Below are 18941 nucleotides of genomic sequence, written 5' to 3' on the forward strand. Positions count from 1 at the left end.
TAGCCCGTCCAGCCATCGCAAATTCGACCTAATGCGTAACTCGCAGGCGCTTGGACACAACTTTAGATTTTCAGCTAATGCTTCTAAAATCTTTCTATAGGCTGGCGAGAATTTAACATTTCAAGCACCGAAGTTTCCGCTGATCCGTTTCTTCTGAAAGGAGAAGCCAGTTTCATACCAATGCGATACTTCACCAAATCAAAATTCAAGTTGGCGACGGAGTGTCCAACCAAGCTTTTCTATACGGGCAAAGCTGAGTACGCCAATGCAAAGATCGAGGATTCTTTTCTGCAGAATCTGGCCGAAGGCGGATTTCAGGTTGGGGCTCTTGCTCGATGTTATTTTCCTGACGGAATTCTGATCGAAACGCCGAATGACGAGGCAGCCGCAACCGCGACAGAACAATATCTGAAAGCTGACAATGTCACATTGTTTGAGGCCGTTTTCAAATTCGAAAACTTCCTGGTGCGGTGCGATGTAATTGTCAAAGACGGCAATCAGCTCGATTTATTTGAGGTAAAGGCAAAATCCTGTGGCTTCACTGAAGAGAGCGGCATGCTTACCCAAAAGGGAACGATCAGTAGCGATTGGAGGAAGTATATCGAGGATGTTGCGTTCCAAAAACACGTTATCTCACTGGCCCGAACCGATTTTTCGGTTAGAGCACATCTGATGCTTGTCGACAAAACGTCGATAGCACCGACTGACGGGCTGAATCAGAAATTTCGCCTTGTTCGGGAAGAAGGAAAGCGCCGCGTCCAAATCGCCGATACTCTTACCAAAGCTGATCTGACGCCCCAAATCCTTCGGGCAATAAACGTTGACGAGACTTGCGAGAAGTATTTTGCCGAACTGATTGACGATTACAGGTTTGATGACTACTGCGCAATGCTGGCGGATAGTTACAGCCGCGACGAAAAAATTATTAGTGAGCCGCGGAGCGTATGCAAAGATTGTGAGTTTCGTCTTGCTAACGACGAAGCTGGCGGAAAACTTCGAAGCGGTTTTCGTGAGTGCTGGAGCCACACGCTCGGTTGGACGGATGCGGATTTTGAAGAGTCGACAGTTCTTGACGTTTGGGATTTGCGGTCCAAAGACAAATTTATGTCAGATCGCAGAATAAAATTTTCTGACCTAACAGAGGATGACATAAAACCAAAATCAGACGGTAAGCCGGGCATCGCGCGGACCGAGCGGCAATGGATGCAGATCGATCTCGGTCAGCGACGCGTCGTAGAGCCATTCTATGACCGCCAGAATCTGGAGCGCGAGATCGAGTCTTGGACGTTTCCGCTGCACTTTATAGATTTTGAAACCTCAATGCCAGCGATTCCCTTCAAGGAAGGGCGCCGACCATATGAAGGAGTTCTTTTCCAGTTCTCCCATCACATCGTCGGTGAAAATGGAGATGTTGAACACGCTGGCGAATTCATCTCGATCGAACCAGGAACATTTCCAAATTATGATTGTGTCCGCGAACTGATGCGACAACTTGCAGATGACGATGGCACGGTTTTCCGATACGCGGCCCATGAAAATTCATATCTTTGCGCGATTCGTGAACAGCTGCTTCGGGATCCTATAGACATTCCGGATCGCGCGGAACTCGTAGCATTTATCGAATCCATTGCTAACCCACGAAAAGACAAGGATGAAGCCTGGACGACTTCTCGTCCGATGATTGATCTTCTTGAACTCGTAAAGCGATATCATTACGATCCGGCAACGAACGGCTCGAATTCCTTGAAGTTTGTGCTCCCAGCTACGCTAAATAGTTCCGAGTTTCTAAAGGCGAAGTACTGCCAACCCGTTTATGGAGCAGAGGGTGGAATTCCGAGTAGAAATTTCACCAATCAGGCTTGGGTCGTCGAAAAAGATGGCCGCGTTATTGATCCTTACAAACTTTTACCATTGATGTTCGCCGATGAATCGGAAAATGATTACGCTGCGATCATGGAGATGGACAAGATAAAAGATGGCGGGGCCGCGATGACGGCATATTGCAAGCTCCAATTCGAAAATTTGCCTTCGGAAGCTCGCAACCAAATGAAAGCCGCCCTATTAAAATACTGTGAACTTGATACGCTCGCAATGGTAATGATTTACGAGGCCTGGATGGCGGAGATAACGCTGAAACCGACTAACTCGGGTTGAGGAATTTAATGTTGTTAACAGTTCTCTACAAACTTGCATGAATCGATAAATTTGATGGCTGCATTAAAGTCATAGTATTTTCGCTTTAGCAGTTCTACTTGAAATTTTCTCGGCAGTAGTGATCCCCACTTTGAGAAACTTAGTATTTGAGGACGTTTGTCAATTAGATCAGAAAGGTGTTCATCTATGTCCTGCAAGGCTGATTGCAAAGCAGGCCATTTCGCCCGCAGCTGGGTCGCAGATGTTTCAATCTCAAACGAGCTCGATGGAGTATTGAGCTTACATTCGAATCCCGCCAAATCCAGTAAAAGATAAATCGTATTATTTATCTTGGTGCCCGCGAACGTGAATAGTTCGACAGAGCCATCCTTTATCCGCATCGGTCTTTCAGTTTGAAAGTCTTGGATGTTAAACGGTGCAAATTCTTTTCGTAACTTTCCTAATTCCATGACGCTTGCTTTGTTAAGAACATTAAAGACTTCCTTCGAGTAAAGTAGTTCCAACATTTTTTGTCTGACGCTACCATGAACACTAGCAGCAGTACCTGAAAACGATGGCTTTTTCCCGTCTAACGCTTTGATAACATGGATCCTTTTGGCATCGAAATCTACATGGATGATTTTCCATATTCGGGCTGCTAACAGTAGATTCTCTCCTTCAACTATTTGCGGGGAAAACGGGATATCTCCTATGGGACTTCCAGAGCTAAGAACTTTGAAAGTATCCTCAGTTGTAAAAACGCTGTAAAAATTACGACTGTTAACAACCTTTTCCCCTTCAATGCCTATGATTATTTCCTTGCGTAATTTCTCGAAGAGATCACATTCAGTTAGGTGATCAATAATTTCTTCAATATCCGAAATAGAAAGGTCTTCGAATGCGCAATTTTGCTTTAACTGATTAACAAGTAATTCTATTTCGATACCTGAAGATCCCTTTGTGATAGAAAGCGCCTGGTGAACGAGAATGTCCAATGGACGCGAATTGGTTTCCGGAGGTTCAATGAATCCATCCTGGTACAACGCCCAACAAGCCAAAGATTGTAAAAAACTCCATGGTTTTGTTGCGTATAAGATCAATCTGCTCTTTTCACTATTGCGTCTTCCACTCCTTCCAAGCCTTTGAATCAAAGAAGAAATACTATTTGTAGCGTCGATTTGGACGACTTCATCTACCGTACCGATATCAATGCCCAGTTCAAGAGTAGATGTACACGCAATCGCGAAATTCTGTCCTCGATTATTCTTCGCGAAAAATTCGACATACTCGCGAACGTCCTTATCGACGGAGGAGTGATGAGAAAAGTAGTTTGAATGGCCTTGAACACGGTCGGAAATCTTTTTCAGTTTTACCGAGACCTCTTCAACTCGACCACGGCTGTTTGGGAAAATTAATGCTTTATTATTTTCCGTTTCAAGATAAAGATCTTTCACTAGATCCAGAGGAAGTTCACTATCCGACCCTTCAAAATATCGGAATTGAGCTTCGACCTCCTTCGCACTCCGATCCAGCAATACTTTCGTTCCCGTCTCGCTACCGGTGAATCTCTTTGCCTCAACATAATCACCAATAGTCGCGGACAAGCCAATTATCCGAAAGGGGGGCGAGGGGGGATTCCGAAGCCGTGAAATTATCGATTTTAATTGCGTACCTCTATCAGTTCCGATAAATGAATGTATCTCGTCGATAACAACAAATTTTAGATTTCCAAAGAGGTGCTTCACGTTGAATGGCTTATTAACGAGCATGGCCTCCAGAGATTCCGGGGTGATTAGTACGATTCCTTGAGGCCGCTTGATCAATCTTGTCTTGGCCGACTGGTTTGCTTCTCCATGCCACTTTGTAACTGGTACATCGAGGTATTTGCACAATTCTTCAACCCGAACAAACTGATCGTTTATTAGCGCCTTTAATGGCGAAATATAAAGGACCTGGACTCCAGCATGATCAAAATCCGTTTGGGAAAGAATTGGGAGAAAGGCTGCTTCAGTTTTGCCCGACGCCGTTCTCGATGCCAATATATAATTGTCGTTCGTTGATAGGATTTTGGATATTGCGGCGTGCTGAATGGGACGAAGTTCCTCCCACCGCTGATCGCGAATGTATCTACGGATTGGTTCTGAGAGCAATTCAAATGACATTAGAGTTCTTCAATGCGATCCAGAGGATTCTCATCCGGCCTTTCGTCCGAAATTTCGATATCACGAAACAGTATCTTCTTGTCAACATTGGGATTTTGCCTGAGGATGCTCAATATGTTTAAGAAATCCCGAATAACCTCGCGCGGAGTAAGGAACTCGGCGGCGCCTGGTTTATTGAAGATTTCTTCCATGAAGTAGCGAATGTCTTCATCACTGACGTCAATTGCTATTTGGTAGTTGAAATCGAATATTGCTTTTAGATTTTTGAGGAGGACAAAAATCTCATTGTGGTCCAATGGGAACAAGCGTATTACAGGCTGCGCAAAATCTCTTACCTCGGCGGTTTCAAATTTATTGGTTTCCAGTCTCGTTCTCAATGCATCGTAGCTAAATAGTCCTCGACGCGGGTTTTCGAGCGTCTCCCTTGTTCCAGCAAAGTTAAAGAACAAATTGTTTACTTTTCCCTGAAAACAATCGTTGTAGATAGACAAAATCTTTTCATAATTTTTCTCCCTCATCGCTGCTGTGGAAATCTTATAGAGGTTAATAACCTCATCGAGGTTGATCATAAATCCGCTATAGCCCATATTCACAAAAAGTTTGCAGAAATTTTTGAGCATGTCATAAAAATTAGTGTCATTTATGACTTCCCGAACACCTAGATCTTGTCGAGCTTCGGTTTTTGTGTGGTATTCGCCTTTCAACCATTTCAGAGAATTTCGCCTTAGGCTATCGTCACCATTTATAAATCCCTCATAATATTTCATTACCACCATTCCAAAATCGAACCCGCCGACATCGGTCAGTTCGTTTATGGTTTTCATGATATTTGTTTGAATTAGACCGACATATCGTTCTTCTCGTATATCCGCTAACGAAATACTGTTTTCTTCGGCTGTTTTAACTACGACTTGCTCAATCCATTTCTCCATTAAGGTCGGCAACGCACCACCCTCGGGTTTCGTCTGAATCGAAATGTTATTCATTATCGCCGAGTAAAGGGCCAGAGCCCGGCCGTCATTGGAATAGAGACGATTCTCCGGCGTAAAGTCAGCACTCGACACAACAAATTTCTGCTTCATCGCAATTACGTTTAAAACGTGAAGCATGAATGATTTTCCCGAACCGTAGTCGCCAATCCAAAACTTGACCAAACTCTGGCCATCCCGAGCCTCTTCCAACGCTTTCACAGCCGCCGCAATCTCCTCGGAGCGCCCTACGGTAATATGCTGAACACCTGTCTTGGGAACAACGCCACCAATTAACGAATTGATGATAGAAGTCGCTTCTTTCGGTTTAATATTCTCGATCATACGTTGATAATCCGTTTGAAATATTCAGGGTTTACAATATAGTTTTCGTCTTCTTCCTCGATGAGAACATCATCAAGAATTTCATAACAAGCATCGTTGACGCTTTCGATCAACTGATTCTTAAATAGGCCGTGGAGCCTCGCAAAACTTTCCGCATCATGTTGCTGGAGGCTAAAACTGCCTTTTGCAAAGAGAAGCAATAGTTCTATTTGATTTGAATTCAACACCACATCGCTGGCCAGTTCAGCAACCGGAGTTGTTGAGCTTTTTTGAGCGATCTCTATCCGCACCTCTTCACTGCTTATTTCCTCCGAGATGATTGAGTTCTGACCGTCGTCAAATTCATCCTGCAAATACTCATTCAGCAGTCCAACCGTACTACTGTGTTTACTATGGGCGTCTCGTATAGCGCCGGAATCTAGCTTTATTTCCTTTCGTCTTGTGAGATAAATCTGCGGTATTTCAGAGAGAGCCTTTTCCAAGTCCCGGTTATTGATGAAGTCGCTTACAATTCGCTCGAATTGGTGCAATTGCTCGTTTGTCCTAAAAAGAGTTTTCTGAATTGTTTTAGTAAGTCTTTTGTTATCAACTTTTATCGAACGGAGATCGTGATAAAGATAATGAAGATACAAGGACAGCGCGGATACTTTGTCAATTTTTGAAATATACTTTGAGCCCTCAAAGAATATATTCTCGACTGACGGATTTCGTTGGTTTAGTCTTCCAAGTTCAATTAGATCAGCAACAAATCGTTCTGTGTGTATTGGCTGGTCGGCAGTCAATTCACTAAATCTAACTTTCCAGCGCGTCGTATTTTGTCCGTTGAGTTCGATCTCCGTACTTTCATCCGGCGGACTAATCGTGTTTACTCCAGCTTGAATTATCCCCTTAATCTTCGATACGACTGATTCATCGATTTCTGCTTTTGCTTGCGGAGAATCATAAACATTGGTATTGAGCTTCCGTTTATGCCCGTACTTCTCCCGAACCGCATTTTCACAGTGCTTAAAAATGATGGAGTAAATATTGTCGGTAACTGACTGAACTGCCCACTGATAATTGTAACTGTTGAAGCGATACCGGAAATGTTTCCTCGCGACCAAATCCGCGATCCTTTCAGACTCTTTGTCCAATGTTGTGTGATTTGCTAGGTACTCAAGTTTCAGTTTCTCGATTGTCGCGAGATACAGTTTGATTACCTCAACACAACAGTACTCGATGTCGACAAAATTACTTCGAGGATAAGGAAGCTTATTTAGTAGCTCAACCTGCTCAAAGTCCAACCCGAGCTTTCTCTTATATTTGCTCCCGAATCGCCAGTACTCTTCCTCCTGTTGCCGTTCACTCAAGCGCCTAAGACCTTCTGAATCACCGGCGGATGTCATTGTTTCGCGCAACATTTCTCGACTATATGTCCTCGTCGCCGGACAAATTGTCGCAAGTCTTGAAAAGGCATCTTCCAGTCTCAGAATGTTCCGATGCGTCTTGTATTGATTTTGAAGATCGAAGAGCAGAATGAAGGCGTAATTGGAATTCCCCTCAATATCAATTAAAACGTTGTTCAAAAATGCATTCTTAAAGTATTGGTAAAATGCCTTTTGATTCTTGGAAGCGTAGTCGAGTTCTGAAACACCATAGACATATTCGTGTTCCCAATATGGAACTCCTGAGGAACATTTATTTAAGATAACTTTCTCTTCCGATTGAGGAATTGAGTAGGAGAGGTTGGTAACATCAATGACCGGGTCGATTGTGGGATTCACTCGTCCTGTTTCAGGGAGTTCGAGAAGATCGTTTTCACGTATGGAAGGAAATGTGGATTTGTTAAGTGAGGTGCCACATTGTCCACAAAAATTAGCATTCCATTTATTAGCAGAGTTACACCTGGCGCAGACGAGCCTGCTAATCAGGCTTTTCCCGCAGTAAGGACAAAAGGCTGTCTCATTTGAGTAGTATCTATTACAATTGTCACAGCTTTTCGCGTCCTTCATAGTAAGATTACTTGCCGGCAAAACGGCTTGCCACCTCGCATTGAGAATCAAAAGTATCGAATCTCCAACTTTGTTTCGGCTTCTTATTCTCAATGCCTGATGAGATAGGAAGGGCCAAAAACGAAGTAGAGTAGCCTTTTCCGCTGTTTTTCTAGTGGCAGGGTACCGAGAATAATAATATTATAAACCAAGGCCCTTGTCCTCTGCATTCTGGCAGCCAATTTGAGCGTACATATCTTCCTCGACTCAGGTGGAAAAAGTGGAATATGCTTGATGCATCTCAGGTACTCCAGGACCAAGACCAATGGATAGCAACAGTATTATCTACATCGTTATCGGTAGCCTTCTCGGCATCTTATTGGGAATAATTGCCGGCTTTCTAATCGCTTCGCGTAAGACCAACGAGGCGGAAAATCGGGCAACCCGATTTGAAACGATGACTAATACTCTACAAGACCAAGTTGCTGCAAAGGATACAGAGATCAGCAGGCTCAATGAGCTGGATACCCGCAAGCAGGACCAGCTTCTTGTAGCCGAGTCATCGAAGACGAAGGCTGAAACGGAATTAGCTGATGCCAAGGTGTCGATCCAACAGCTTGGCAAAGAGGTTGACCTGCACAAAGGCGACAATTTATCGCTCAGAGATTCGAATTCTACGTTAGGTGTCCAAAATGCGGAACTCAAGGCGAATTATGATGCCGCTTTGAATTCGATCGCCGAACAAAAGAAATTCCTGGCTGAGGCTAACGTCATACTTCAAGATGCTTTTGCATCGCTTTCTTCGTCAGCTCTGCGAACTAATAATTCTACATTCCTCGAATTAGCGGAAGAAAAACTCGGGGCAAAGATCTCAGAATCTAAACTCGACCTTGAGAACAGAAAGCAGGCCATCGATACGCTAATCAAACCTCTAGGAAACAGTCTTGCGGATTTTAATTCCAAGATTCAGGAAATCGAACTCAAACGTGAAGGTGCCTATTCGGGTTTGCGGGAGCTTATTACCGCAATGAGTAGCACAACCCAAAAACTGGCCGACGGAACGACAAGCTTGGTTTCTGCTTTGAAGACGTCACATGTTAGAGGTAAATATGGAGAGATAAGCCTGAGGCGGGTGATCGAGGTAGCAGGGCTGAATCCTTACTGTGATTTCACGGAGCAGCAATCCGTCGCTACCGAGGACGGAGTACTTCGACCGGATTGCACTGTGAATTTACCGGGAAGCCGACAATTAATTCTCGACTCAAAAGTTCCTTTGAATGCATACCTCGATTCTTTCACGGCTGAAGCGGAAGCTGACAAGATTGCTTTGTTGAAAAAACACGCAATCGATGTTCGTGATCATCTCAAAAAGCTAAGCAAAAAATCTTACTGGGAACAATTCGCCGACGCTCCAGACTTTGTAATCATGTATCTCCACGTCGAGTCCTCTTTTGGTGCGGCATTAATGACGGACGCTGATTTGATAGAAGATGGATTTAAGATGAACATTGTTCTCGCAACGCCTTCGACGCTGATTGGAATGCTCCGAACAGTTGGATTTATGTGGCAGCAGGAACGAATGGCCCGAGACGTTTATGAGATGCGCGATGCTGGTGTCGAACTTTATAATCGGACAAACGTTCTTCTGAGGCACTTTATTAACCTCGGTAAAGGCCTCGGAAAGGCTGTTGGTAGTTATAACGAGGCTGTTGGGTCGCTCGAAAACCGTTTCATTCCGGCGGCGACCAAGATGAAAGAAATTGGCGGATCATTAATGCCAAAAGAAATGCCGGCAATGCAGTCGATCGATACGACGGTTCGCCAGATTGATAAGCGACTGTCCGAAGATTCATACGACGAAACGACCTTAGACTTTGCCAATCAAGATTAGGAAAGAATCTTATCTCGGAAATTTTCCGCTAAGCCTCTATAGACTTTAATGATCAGTAGTACTCAACCGCAGTCGTCGTTTTCAACAGCGGGTGCCAGGATCGGTACACCTTTGCCGAATCAGATTGATTCAATGGCTCTCAGTTGTCACCAGAACGCTTGATCTTAAGGCATTTGTTGATGATCTAGAGAACTTGTAGTTTTTCTCTAGGTTGGGGGCAAAAGGGCGTCTCTGGCTGCCGCAGGATATTTCTTTGAAAGGAGTTGATTATCTCTATCGAGCAAAGCTTTTGCTTGAAGGGCGGCTGCTTCGTCGAATTCGGTGTATTCGAAACTGGTCTGCATCTTCTTGTGGCCGGCTCCGCGTTGGGCGAGTTTGTCGGAATAGCCTAGGCGGCCTAGCCGAGTTACCCAGTCACGGCGTAGATCTCTAAGCCTTAAACCGGGTAAGCCGGCCGCCGTCCGGACTATATTCCAGGATTTCTTGAAAGTAGTATGCGGGAAGACTAGGTTCTCAAGATTTGCTGAATTTCCAGGAGTGACATTCTTTGATTGCTTTAGAAAATCCCAGAGTTCAAGGAACGCGATCTTCATACGCTCGGTTACGACCGCTAATCTTTCTTCTCTGACCTTTCCCTTATAAGAAACCAACCGAGAGATGTCGCGGATTTCCCCCTGCTCATCGAGAAGATCACGCCAACGAAGCGGCTCATATTTTGCTTTGTCCTCACTGTAATCATTGACCGGGTAAAGTTCGTTTGGTCTTGCACCCGAATCGCGAAGAGCGAGAATGAGGGCATATAACCTTGGGGCGGTCGTCTTTATCAACTTGCGAGCCTCATGAAGAATTTTCTTCTCTTGAGAATCCGTTATTGTTACTGTTCGACGTTTTTCCAGTGATTTCTGAATAAAATCATCGAAATCAGGGATTTCGCGTACCCACTTCTTTTTCTTGGCCTTTCGGAACATCGTACGAATCGTTTCGAAGTCCCTATTGACCGTGGTCACCGTTACTGATTTGAGCCTATTGCGTCGGTATTGGCGGAATACTGTTTCATCCATTTCATTGATCAAATTGTCACCGATAGCCTCCACAATTCGATCAATCTTCGATCTTTCGGCTTCCCAGGTTCGCATCCCCTCAACTTTCTGACCGTCAACATATAAAGGGGCAATAACGAATTCATTTTTATACCACTCTGCGAGCGTCCTGAATTTCATCGTGCGGCCATCGAGGAATGCCTGCCCACGCATCTCGTACTCTTCTCTTATTTCATCCGCTAGCTGCTCAGCGTGCTTTACATTGAGAGCTTTTCTGTAGATAGTTTTGATTGTGCCGTCTTGCTGAGGTACTCTGATTCTTGCAAAGAGTTTGCCGTTATTGTCCGTCCATGCAAACGAGCCATAGCGGCGTCTTTTCTTTGAAGATTTTGAGTTATTTTCGACCATTGTCGTCTACTATCCATTTTACTATCCATTTGGATGCAGGTTTGATCATTATTGTAGATCGGTAAAGTCACTAAAGTAAAGTAAATACGGGCTAGATGTGATAAGTAAGCCGATTCAAAAACCATTGGCTATCGGCTTTTAACCATTGGGTCCCAGGTTCGAGTCCTGGTCGGATCACCATTCTTTACAACAATTAAGGCAGGCCTTCAAGCTTGCCTTTTCCCTTATCTAACTATTTTCTAACTATTCCAAGTGTATTTTACTTCAGATCTTTTTTTCGTCTGGTGCGTGGTTTTAGTCCCGGCATCACCTCCAATGTAAAATTAACTAAACGTGAACCGTCACGCTGAAGTGAGGTCACTTTTCCCTGAGCCACTCGATTTCTGGCAGTATCATCAGTAATTCCGGCTGCCAAACAAGCTTCCTTCTGTTTCACTGCAATGACCGAATTCAAAGGCCACAGCTGGTCTTTGATCTTTTCATCCAGCATTGAACCAAGACTTTCGAGCAACTCATCCTTTTCAACTATTGTCAGATTTTTGTTCATATTGTTTTCTCCGAAGGACTCTCACCTGCGGGCCATCACTCTAGGGCAACGGATGTACCTCGGCTTAGAATCGTTGTTAATCCCTGTAAACATGGTGCTTTCATGAAAATCAATGGCTAGGTGAATGATGTCCGTGGAACGTTTTTGCACCACTTTTTTGCGATTGTGGTTCATTTTTGCACCAAAACTGGAGCGTTTCTGCGTTTCGATGAATAGAATGGATTTGAGTTTATCGGAAGTCACCAAGTAGTGTGAACGCTGCCCAGTAGTATGGTTCGTGGTTTTCGGATGATTTGTTGCGAATCATAGTGACAGCCGCATTTTGTAGCGCTCTGGCACTAGAAATTTCCTTCCTATATTCCTTGTAGAACTGTTGTGCAAACACGCCGGTTGATCTGTCGTCGGCTTCCCATTGAGATGAAATTACAGTGGTGCTTCCGGAACCAAGTAAAGCCCAGCCGATACTGACTACGCCTTCACCATTTAGCACATTGTTTGTGTCACACGAAGCTATAAAGGCAAGACTTTGAGGTTTCAAGCGGATCTTCAGCAGGTCGTTGACCGCAACTCGGCCATCATGTTTTCCCGAGGGCTTGAATCCAAGAAATGACTCAAGAGGTACCTCGCGATCGGCTTGGGCGTGCATTGAGAAATGCAGGATATCGGCTCCGTGAGATAAATTAATGAATTGCTGCGACGTGGCTGCGATTGTCGGTTGAGCCCCTAAAAGTTTTCCGACTTCCGCAGCTTCCTGATTGACGAACCTAAGAATGCGGTTCTCAAATGTATTGTTAGCGAAAATCTGGGCGTTCTTTCTGACCGGAGTCTTTGCTTTTAATGAGTCAAGCAGCATAGAAACCGAAGGTGAGTAGCTTACCATCTTCTTTTCTATAAGATAGGATTCACCGTCGGGACTTAATGCCTGAAAAGGGATCTTCCAAAGCGCTTTGTCAGGGACGAAGACTATGTGCGAGGAATTGAGCGACAAGGGCGCGATCAAAATATCGTATATCTTCTTCCCGTCATTCTTGAAGAAGATCCGATTCATGATCTTGTTTCTTGCATCGTTCGCCATTGTAAGGGTGTCCGGCTTAGAAATCTTCAGGTTGACAAGACGAATAGGGGATCCTTTTTCAAGCACATACGCTCCCAGATTGCCGTTTAGAGTGAAAAAGTACGATACGATTGCTGTCTCATTGATACCCTGAATACTATCGAATCGCAATAACTTTGCGATTTGGCCCGAATCTTGCGGAATTGCATTTGTAATGCTCCCCTCGAAATTGTCCAACTCGCTCCTATCCTTACCATGGAAAAACTCTGATGAGAGTTCATTTGCTCTTTTTCGTGTAAGGGGTGAAATATCCGGGATTTGTTTTATCGGCGAGTAGTTAATTCGATCGCTTAGAACCCTCGCCTTGAGATAATCAGCGGTTTCAAATGAGTTTCGAAGATCATCGGAATCCGCCTGAATCTCGGCAATCAACCGATATACCGAGTGGAAGATTTCGAGCATTGAAAGCGATAACGGAGCGTCTTCAGTCAGTCTTGCCTCATTTATGATTGCCTCGGCTTTCCGAACGGTCATTAAAGCCAACTCCTTATTGCCAACGCCCCAATGCCCTCTCGCCAAAAGAAGGTAGAGATGTGGAAGATCCTCGCGAAAGTTCTCCTTCTCCGAAAGTTGCAGAAGCATCTCGCTTAATTCAATGAGCTTTTTCCAATCGTGCTTTCTTTCCGCGATGGTGGCCTTCCAGTACGGGACCAAAAAGTTGGAAGAGGATCTAACAGTTTCGAGTTGAGAGAAATAACTGGCCGATTCATCGGTTTTACCCTGCAAAGCGGCAATGACGGCATATCCCAGGATAACTTCATGCTCAAATCTTTTACTTTTATCTAGTTCGGCAAGCGCCGTAACATACGTTTGAGCGGATCGAAGATCGTTTTAATAGAGCGCATTTAGAAGCAAGGTCGAAAGTAGAATACAGCTTTGATCATAGTCCTTTGAGGATATTGCCAGATTGAGTCCTTTTTCATAAATTGTCTTTGCCCGTTGTTCCTGGCCGGCCGCGCTTAGAAGGTTTCCATATTCATAAAGGGCCTGACGATGGCGGAACTTGAATCCTGTATTTTGACTTGCCTCGACCAATTTTTGTGAGTAAGAAATTGCTTTGCCGTAATAAAACTTGGATTGCCACGCGAGACTAAGAAACCGCAGCATCTCAAGGTGAAGTGCCGACAGGGGAACGTTATTTGAGATTGTCTCAGCCCTTTCCAGCCAGACTATAGCCGAGATATCATAACCGCTGGAAAAGAGTATCCGGCCATTGGTGATATAGTATGGGTCATGACTAGTTAAGTCATAGTTCTTTGACAACATTTAAGAGAATTGAGTAAAGATTTTGTTGTCTGTAATTGAATCTAAACTCACATTCTTTTAGGTGCAAGTAGAAGGTAGATTTTCGCATACCGCGGAACTTCACGAGACGGACTTTCGCATAGCCCCAGAAGCTTTCGATGCCGTTGATGTGATTGGTGCCGAGGGCGAAAACATCCTTGCTGTGGTCGATGCGGTAATGCTTTTTGTAACCAAGATCGACCAGCGAATGATAGGCACGAAAGCCGTCTGTATGGACGGTCGAAGTCTTATTCACCTTGCCTTCTAAAATAGCGTAAAGCGTTTTACGAGAGCAGTTAGGAACAATCTCGGTATAGACTTTGCCGTTTCGTTTGTAGATACCGAAAACGATCGTTTTCCCGTATGCTCCGCGTCCTCGCTTTCCGCGAACTCTTCTTGCACCAAAGTATGATTCGTCCAGCTCGACCACTCCTGAAAACGGAGATTCGCTTTCACAGAAAGCTGCCACCGACTCACGAATCTTTTTCAAATATCTGTTCACCGTGTTCCGGTTCAAACCCGTCAATTCGGTGATCTGTGATGCCGTCAGATCAAGTGAAAAATACTTCAATATCTGACGAAATTTTGCTCTCGAAATTCGAGAACGCTTTAGTATCTTGTAACTACCTGTCATTACTAGCGTTATCCTACTATAAAGGATGTTTAACTAGTCATGACCCTGAGATTTTGTAGCTCCATTTGGAGTTTAAGTTCACATTGTTCTGGATAATTTCAAATAATTAGGTTGTTGATACACTGAATGAGTGTTGGATGCTCCATTCCAAATTGTGATCAATAGCGTCGTAAATGGCTTGCTCTTAAGCCTTATGGCCATCGGTTTTACATATATTTTTCGTGTTACCCGGGTATTTCATCTCGCTCACGGGGCGATATTTGTTTCAGGGGCTTTTTCTTTTTGGTGGGGACTATCGCTCACAGCTAACTGGCTTTTATCAGGCATTCTGGCTCTCGGAATTTGTGCATTATTGATTTATCTGATTGAAAAAGTCGTATATCTGCCGTTGAGTAAGAAACAAACCAACCAAAGCATATCGCTCATAGCCTCAATGGGACTTTACGCTGTGGTGATAAACATTCTGGCGTTGGTATTCGGCAATGAAAATAAGATGCTTTCCGGTTTTGCAACAAACAGTTATAACTTCGGTAATTTGATTTTAACGAACATACAGATTTACCAAGTCGCTGCCTCAGCCATGATTATTGTTGCGTACGGGTTATTACAGAAGTTTTCACGAACTGGTCTCGTGTTGCAGGCGATTTCTGACAATGAATCCATCGGCCAAGTGATAGGAATAAATACAGATCGCGAAAGACTAAAAGTATTTATTATTGGAAGCATTTTTGCCTGTATTGCGGCGATCCTCAGAATGATGGATGTTGGAATGGATGTTCATACTGGCATGGGAATCACATTGACCGCGGCAGTAGTTGCGATTCTGGTTTCTCGACTTAGCATATCTTTGATACTTGTTTTCACTATTGCTCTCTCGCTTCTTCAGAATGTGACTGAGTGGTTTCTTAATGCGCAATGGCGCGACGGAATTACTTTCGTAATTCTATTATTAGTAATTTTGTTCCGAACGGAAGGAGTAATTAGCTATAACCTCAGAAAGGACAGGGCATGAACTATATATTTCACATAACAGTACTGCTTGAGGTCTATATTTTGCTAGCCCTAAGTGCGAATCAACAGGTCGGTCTCTCCGGCTTGCTTACAATGGCTCAAGCTGTATTTTACGGCGTCGGAGCTTATACGACGGCTATTCTGATGACAAGATATGGTGTTTCTTTCTGGATTACCTTGCCGATTACGGTTTGTGTGTCATTTCTGGCGGCCATTGTGGTCAGCTATATTGCGGGAAGAGTTCGGAATCTATACTTTAGCCTGGCAACATTGTCCTTACAGATCATTTTCTTTTCAGCTGCATATAACTGGGTTGGCCTAACCAATGGACCCTATGGAATTTCAGGTATCTCCAGCCCGCAGTTTTTCGGATTTGCTATAAACACACCTGGAACATTCGCTGTTTTTGGCTTGATATGGGTGATTGCCGCAGTATTGTTTTATGGTTGGTTTCTTAAAACTCCGTTGTCTCGGATGATAGAGGCGACAAGAGATGACCAGATTGCCGTACTTAGTTTGGGCAAGAATCCAACCTATTACAAGACGCTCAGTGTTGCGCTCTCAGCCATAGTGGCCGGAATCGCCGGTAGTCTATATGCAACATACACAACGTATATTGATCCGACTTCCTTTGGCCTGGATGAATCGATTTTGATACTAAGTATCGTTTTGATCGGCGGGGCCGGCGGCCTATGGGGGCCAATTAGTGGGGCCGCGATTTACATATTGCTTCCCGAGATCCTCAAATTTGTTCACCTGCCGGATAGCGTTGCGGCCAATATGAGAATGATCATATTTGGTTTGTTACTTGTACCGGTCGTTCGATTCAGACCACAAGGAATTTTGGGGAAATATCAAATAAGCCAATGAAACTATTAGAGATTCAAAGTCTTAACAAATCATTCAACGGTCTTTCGCCCGTTAAGGACGTTGCGTTTGTTATTAATCCTAAGACCATTACACTGATCACCGGGGAAAACGGAGCCGGAAAGACCACCTTGTTTAATCTTATCTCGGGACTGGAGAAATCAACGAAAGGTCAGATATGTTTTGAGGGCAAAAATATAGAGCGGGCGTCGGCTTTGAAGATTGCGAAACTTGGAATAACACGCTTATATCAGCAGCCAAGACTTTTCAAGAATCTTCGCGTGTGGGAGAACCTTGTCGCGGCCGCGCACGGACTGGCAAGCGACAGCTTGCTCCAGACTATATTTCGCTATACGCGAGTCAAAAACGAAGATGCTGTGTTAAAGCAAAAGGCAATAGAGTTACTTTCAAAGTTTGGTTTGCATGAGTTGGGCGATTCGATTGCCGGTGAGCTTTCTTATGGTCAGCAAAAGTTGATTTCATTCTGCATGATTGGCATGAACGGCACCAAATTGGCTTTACTTGACGAACCCTTTGCAGGACTAAATCCGCAAACGGCTGATCAATTATGCCGAATTGTTGAACATATGAGAGATGAGGGCATGACTTTCATAGTAATCGAGCACAATATCAATAAAGCCCTTGAAATAGCTGATCGTCATATAGAAATGAAAAACGGAAGGATTAATGTCGTAAATGATCTTGGATTGAAATGAGCGAAGTGCTGCAAATAAGTAACTTAACGACGGGATATGCGGGCAAGGCCATCTTGCGCGATGTGTCTTTTTCTGTCCCGGAGGGAGATGTATTGGCCGTTATCGGTCAGAACGGTTCAGGCAAGAGTACATTGTTAAAAACTATTGCCCGAATAATTACAGATAATTCGGGTGATGTCATCCTAGATAGCGTGAAGATAAATGATCTTCAAACGTGGGACTTAAAGAAACTTGGGATGACATACTTCGTCCAGGGCGGAATGGTGTTCCCAACAATGAAAGTAAAAGAACACTTTGATATGGTTCTTCGAGACTATGACAAAGCTACAGCATTGAAGATCAAGGATGAATGCCTGAGTTATTTTCCTGCCTTGTCAGACTTTATGGAAACGCGAGGCGGAAACCTTTCCGGAGGCCAAAGGCAAATGCTTTCGTTTGCGATGATGATCGCACAAAAAACAAAATGCTGGTTGCTCGACGAGCCAACCGCCGGTCTAGCTCCCGAGTCTGTAAAAGAGTCCACAACTTTTCTTAGGACAATGAAGGAAGTGGAAAGAACAACAATGGTACTTGTCGAACACAATTACCAAGTTGCATTTGAATTGGCCGATCGAGTTGCTGTGATCAAGAATGGAAAGCTTTACAACATATTTGAGAAAGATGAATTTCAAAAGGAGGATTTCCTGGATAGACATCTGTTTAACTAGGGACTTTAAGAAAATGAACAGAAGGATTTTTGGTTTGATTGCTTCGTTTGCAGTTGCATTTATTATCGGTTTTAGCGGTTGCGGCGGCAATCAGCAGAGCGAAACCGTCAACATTGGTACCACACTTGACCTTACCGGCCCAAACGCCACTTACGGGGATCAAGTAAAAAAAGGTCTTGATTTGGCAGTTGAGGAGGTCAACGCCCAAGGAGGGATTCAGGGTAAGAAGATTCAAATCACATACTTGGATTCAAAGAGTGATCCAAAACTTGCTGTAACAAACGCACAGCAACTCATCGCCGTCAATAACTCCAAACTTCTTCTGGGGGAAATTTCCAGTAGCGCCACTCAAGCAATGATTCCGGTGGTTGAGCAGAATGGTGCCTTTCTTTTTGCTCCGGCCTCATCGAGTCCAAAGCTAACCAACGTCAGCAAAAATTTTGCCCGAAACTGGCCATCCGACGTTGCGGAGGCAGGCTCAGCGGCCCAGTTTGCAAAGGATAAATTAAATGGAGGGACCGCTTCTATAATCTATGTGAACAGCGACTATGGCATAGGCCTGAAGGATAAATTCACTCAAGTATTTGAAAGCTTTGGCGGGAAGGTTGTTTCGTCTGAGCCCTACGAGGTAGGTGCCACGGACTTCAGGACACTCATGCTCAAAGTTAAGGCTGCAGATCCTGAAGTGATCTACTTGGCAGGAAATCCGAAGGAAATGGGAATTGCGATCAAACAGCTCAAGGATACGAACATCCCAAGCAAGATCGTCTCAGATACAGGTTTTCTTCAGAATGACTGCCTTTCTCTAGCGGGGGTCGCTGCCGATGGCGTAATTGTCCCGACGCCGGACTACAACCCGGCAGAGTCAAAGGATAACAGGGTTTCTGACTTCAGCAAGAAGTTCAAAGCCAAATATAATGCGGACCCGACAATGGTCAGCGCCAATGCCTACGACGCTATCTATCTGATAAAAGATGCGATCGAGCATGTCGGAAATGATCCTGCTAAGATTGCTGAATTCATTCGAAACAAGAAGAACTTCAATGGGGCGGCGGGTGTTGTCAGCTTTGTCGATGGTGACGTTGAAGTGCCTATCACTTTCAAGATCATCGAAAACGGAAGGCCGGTGAATTACGCAAAATAA

At 44.3% G+C, this 18941-nt stretch carries 15 protein-coding genes; 7 read left to right on the forward strand and 8 right to left on the reverse strand.

Going from position 1 to position 18941, the window contains the following annotated elements:
* The first annotated feature begins 180 nt into the window (after nt 1–180).
* Nucleotides 181–2154: a DUF2779 domain-containing protein gene (locus tag HS105_05715; protein ID MBE7516091.1), complete on the forward strand. Its 1974-nt coding sequence runs from the start codon at nt 181–183 to the stop codon at nt 2152–2154.
* Between the two features lie 14 nt (nt 2155–2168).
* On the opposite strand, the gene HS105_05720 is transcribed toward HS105_05715, so the two are convergent.
* The 3 genes from HS105_05720 to HS105_05730 are packed head-to-tail and all read right to left on the reverse strand — an operon-like array spanning nt 2169 to nt 7599.
* Nucleotides 2169–4295, reverse strand: a complete 2127-nt coding sequence (locus HS105_05720) for a DEAD/DEAH box helicase (protein ID MBE7516092.1) — start codon at nt 4293–4295, stop codon at nt 2169–2171.
* Nucleotides 4295–5608, reverse strand: a complete 1314-nt coding sequence (locus tag HS105_05725) for an ATP-binding protein (protein ID MBE7516093.1) — start codon at nt 5606–5608, stop codon at nt 4295–4297. Before HS105_05725 ends, HS105_05720 begins: the two co-directional genes overlap by 1 nt.
* Nucleotides 5605–7599, reverse strand: a complete 1995-nt coding sequence (locus tag HS105_05730; protein MBE7516094.1) for a zinc ribbon domain-containing protein — start codon at nt 7597–7599, stop codon at nt 5605–5607. The genes HS105_05725 and HS105_05730 overlap by 4 nt, the downstream gene beginning before the upstream one ends.
* 304 nt (nt 7600–7903) lie before the next feature.
* Here HS105_05730 and rmuC point away from each other — a divergent pair, with 304 nt between their 5' ends.
* Entirely contained in the window at nt 7904–9469 is a 1566-nt protein-coding gene (rmuC, locus tag HS105_05735; protein MBE7516095.1) for a DNA recombination protein RmuC, read from the forward strand.
* 206 nt (nt 9470–9675) lie between these two features.
* Here rmuC and HS105_05740 read toward each other — a convergent pair whose 3' ends face one another.
* The 5 genes from HS105_05740 to HS105_05760 form a co-directional block, all read right to left on the reverse strand.
* On the reverse strand, nt 9676–10917 hold the full coding sequence (locus HS105_05740) for a hypothetical protein (protein ID MBE7516096.1): 1242 nt from the start codon (nt 10915–10917) through the stop codon (nt 9676–9678).
* 259 nt (nt 10918–11176) lie between these two features.
* Nucleotides 11177–11464 carry a hypothetical protein gene (locus HS105_05745; GenBank protein ID MBE7516097.1) on the reverse strand — a complete coding sequence of 96 codons (288 nt, stop codon included), beginning with the start codon at nt 11462–11464 and terminating at the stop codon, nt 11177–11179.
* A 229-nt stretch (nt 11465–11693) separates the two neighbouring features.
* Nucleotides 11694–13304 (reverse strand): CHAT domain-containing protein, encoded by a 1611-nt coding sequence (locus HS105_05750; protein MBE7516098.1) that lies wholly within the window; start codon nt 13302–13304, stop codon nt 11694–11696.
* A 105-nt stretch (nt 13305–13409) separates the two neighbouring features.
* Entirely contained in the window at nt 13410–13844 is a 435-nt protein-coding gene (locus HS105_05755; GenBank protein MBE7516099.1) for a hypothetical protein, read from the reverse strand.
* Complete coding sequence (locus tag HS105_05760; protein ID MBE7516100.1) at nt 13825–14496, reverse strand: IS1595 family transposase; 672 nt, start codon at nt 14494–14496, stop codon at nt 13825–13827. Before HS105_05760 ends, HS105_05755 begins: the two co-directional genes overlap by 20 nt.
* Nucleotides 14497–14689: 193 nt before the next feature.
* Between HS105_05760 and HS105_05765 the strand changes: the two genes are divergently transcribed.
* The 5 genes from HS105_05765 to HS105_05785 are packed head-to-tail and all read left to right on the forward strand — an operon-like array spanning nt 14690 to nt 18941.
* On the forward strand, nt 14690–15508 hold the full coding sequence (locus HS105_05765) for a branched-chain amino acid ABC transporter permease (GenBank protein ID MBE7516101.1): 819 nt from the start codon (nt 14690–14692) through the stop codon (nt 15506–15508).
* The gene (locus HS105_05770) at nt 15505–16377 is read left to right on the forward strand and encodes a branched-chain amino acid ABC transporter permease (protein ID MBE7516102.1); all 873 of its coding nucleotides are present in this window, start codon (nt 15505–15507) and stop codon (nt 16375–16377) included. Before HS105_05765 ends, HS105_05770 begins: the two co-directional genes overlap by 4 nt.
* Nucleotides 16374–17090, forward strand: coding sequence for an ATP-binding cassette domain-containing protein (locus HS105_05775; GenBank protein ID MBE7516103.1), 717 nt, complete (start codon nt 16374–16376; stop codon nt 17088–17090). Before HS105_05770 ends, HS105_05775 begins: the two co-directional genes overlap by 4 nt.
* On the forward strand, nt 17087–17797 hold the full coding sequence (locus tag HS105_05780; protein ID MBE7516104.1) for an ATP-binding cassette domain-containing protein: 711 nt from the start codon (nt 17087–17089) through the stop codon (nt 17795–17797). Before HS105_05775 ends, HS105_05780 begins: the two co-directional genes overlap by 4 nt.
* A 13-nt stretch (nt 17798–17810) precedes the next feature.
* Nucleotides 17811–18941 (forward strand): ABC transporter substrate-binding protein, encoded by a 1131-nt coding sequence (locus HS105_05785; GenBank protein MBE7516105.1) that lies wholly within the window; start codon nt 17811–17813, stop codon nt 18939–18941.

The organism is Chloracidobacterium sp., from assembly GCA_015075585.1.
In the GTDB taxonomy this organism is placed as follows: Bacteria; Acidobacteriota; Blastocatellia; order Pyrinomonadales; family Pyrinomonadaceae; genus OLB17.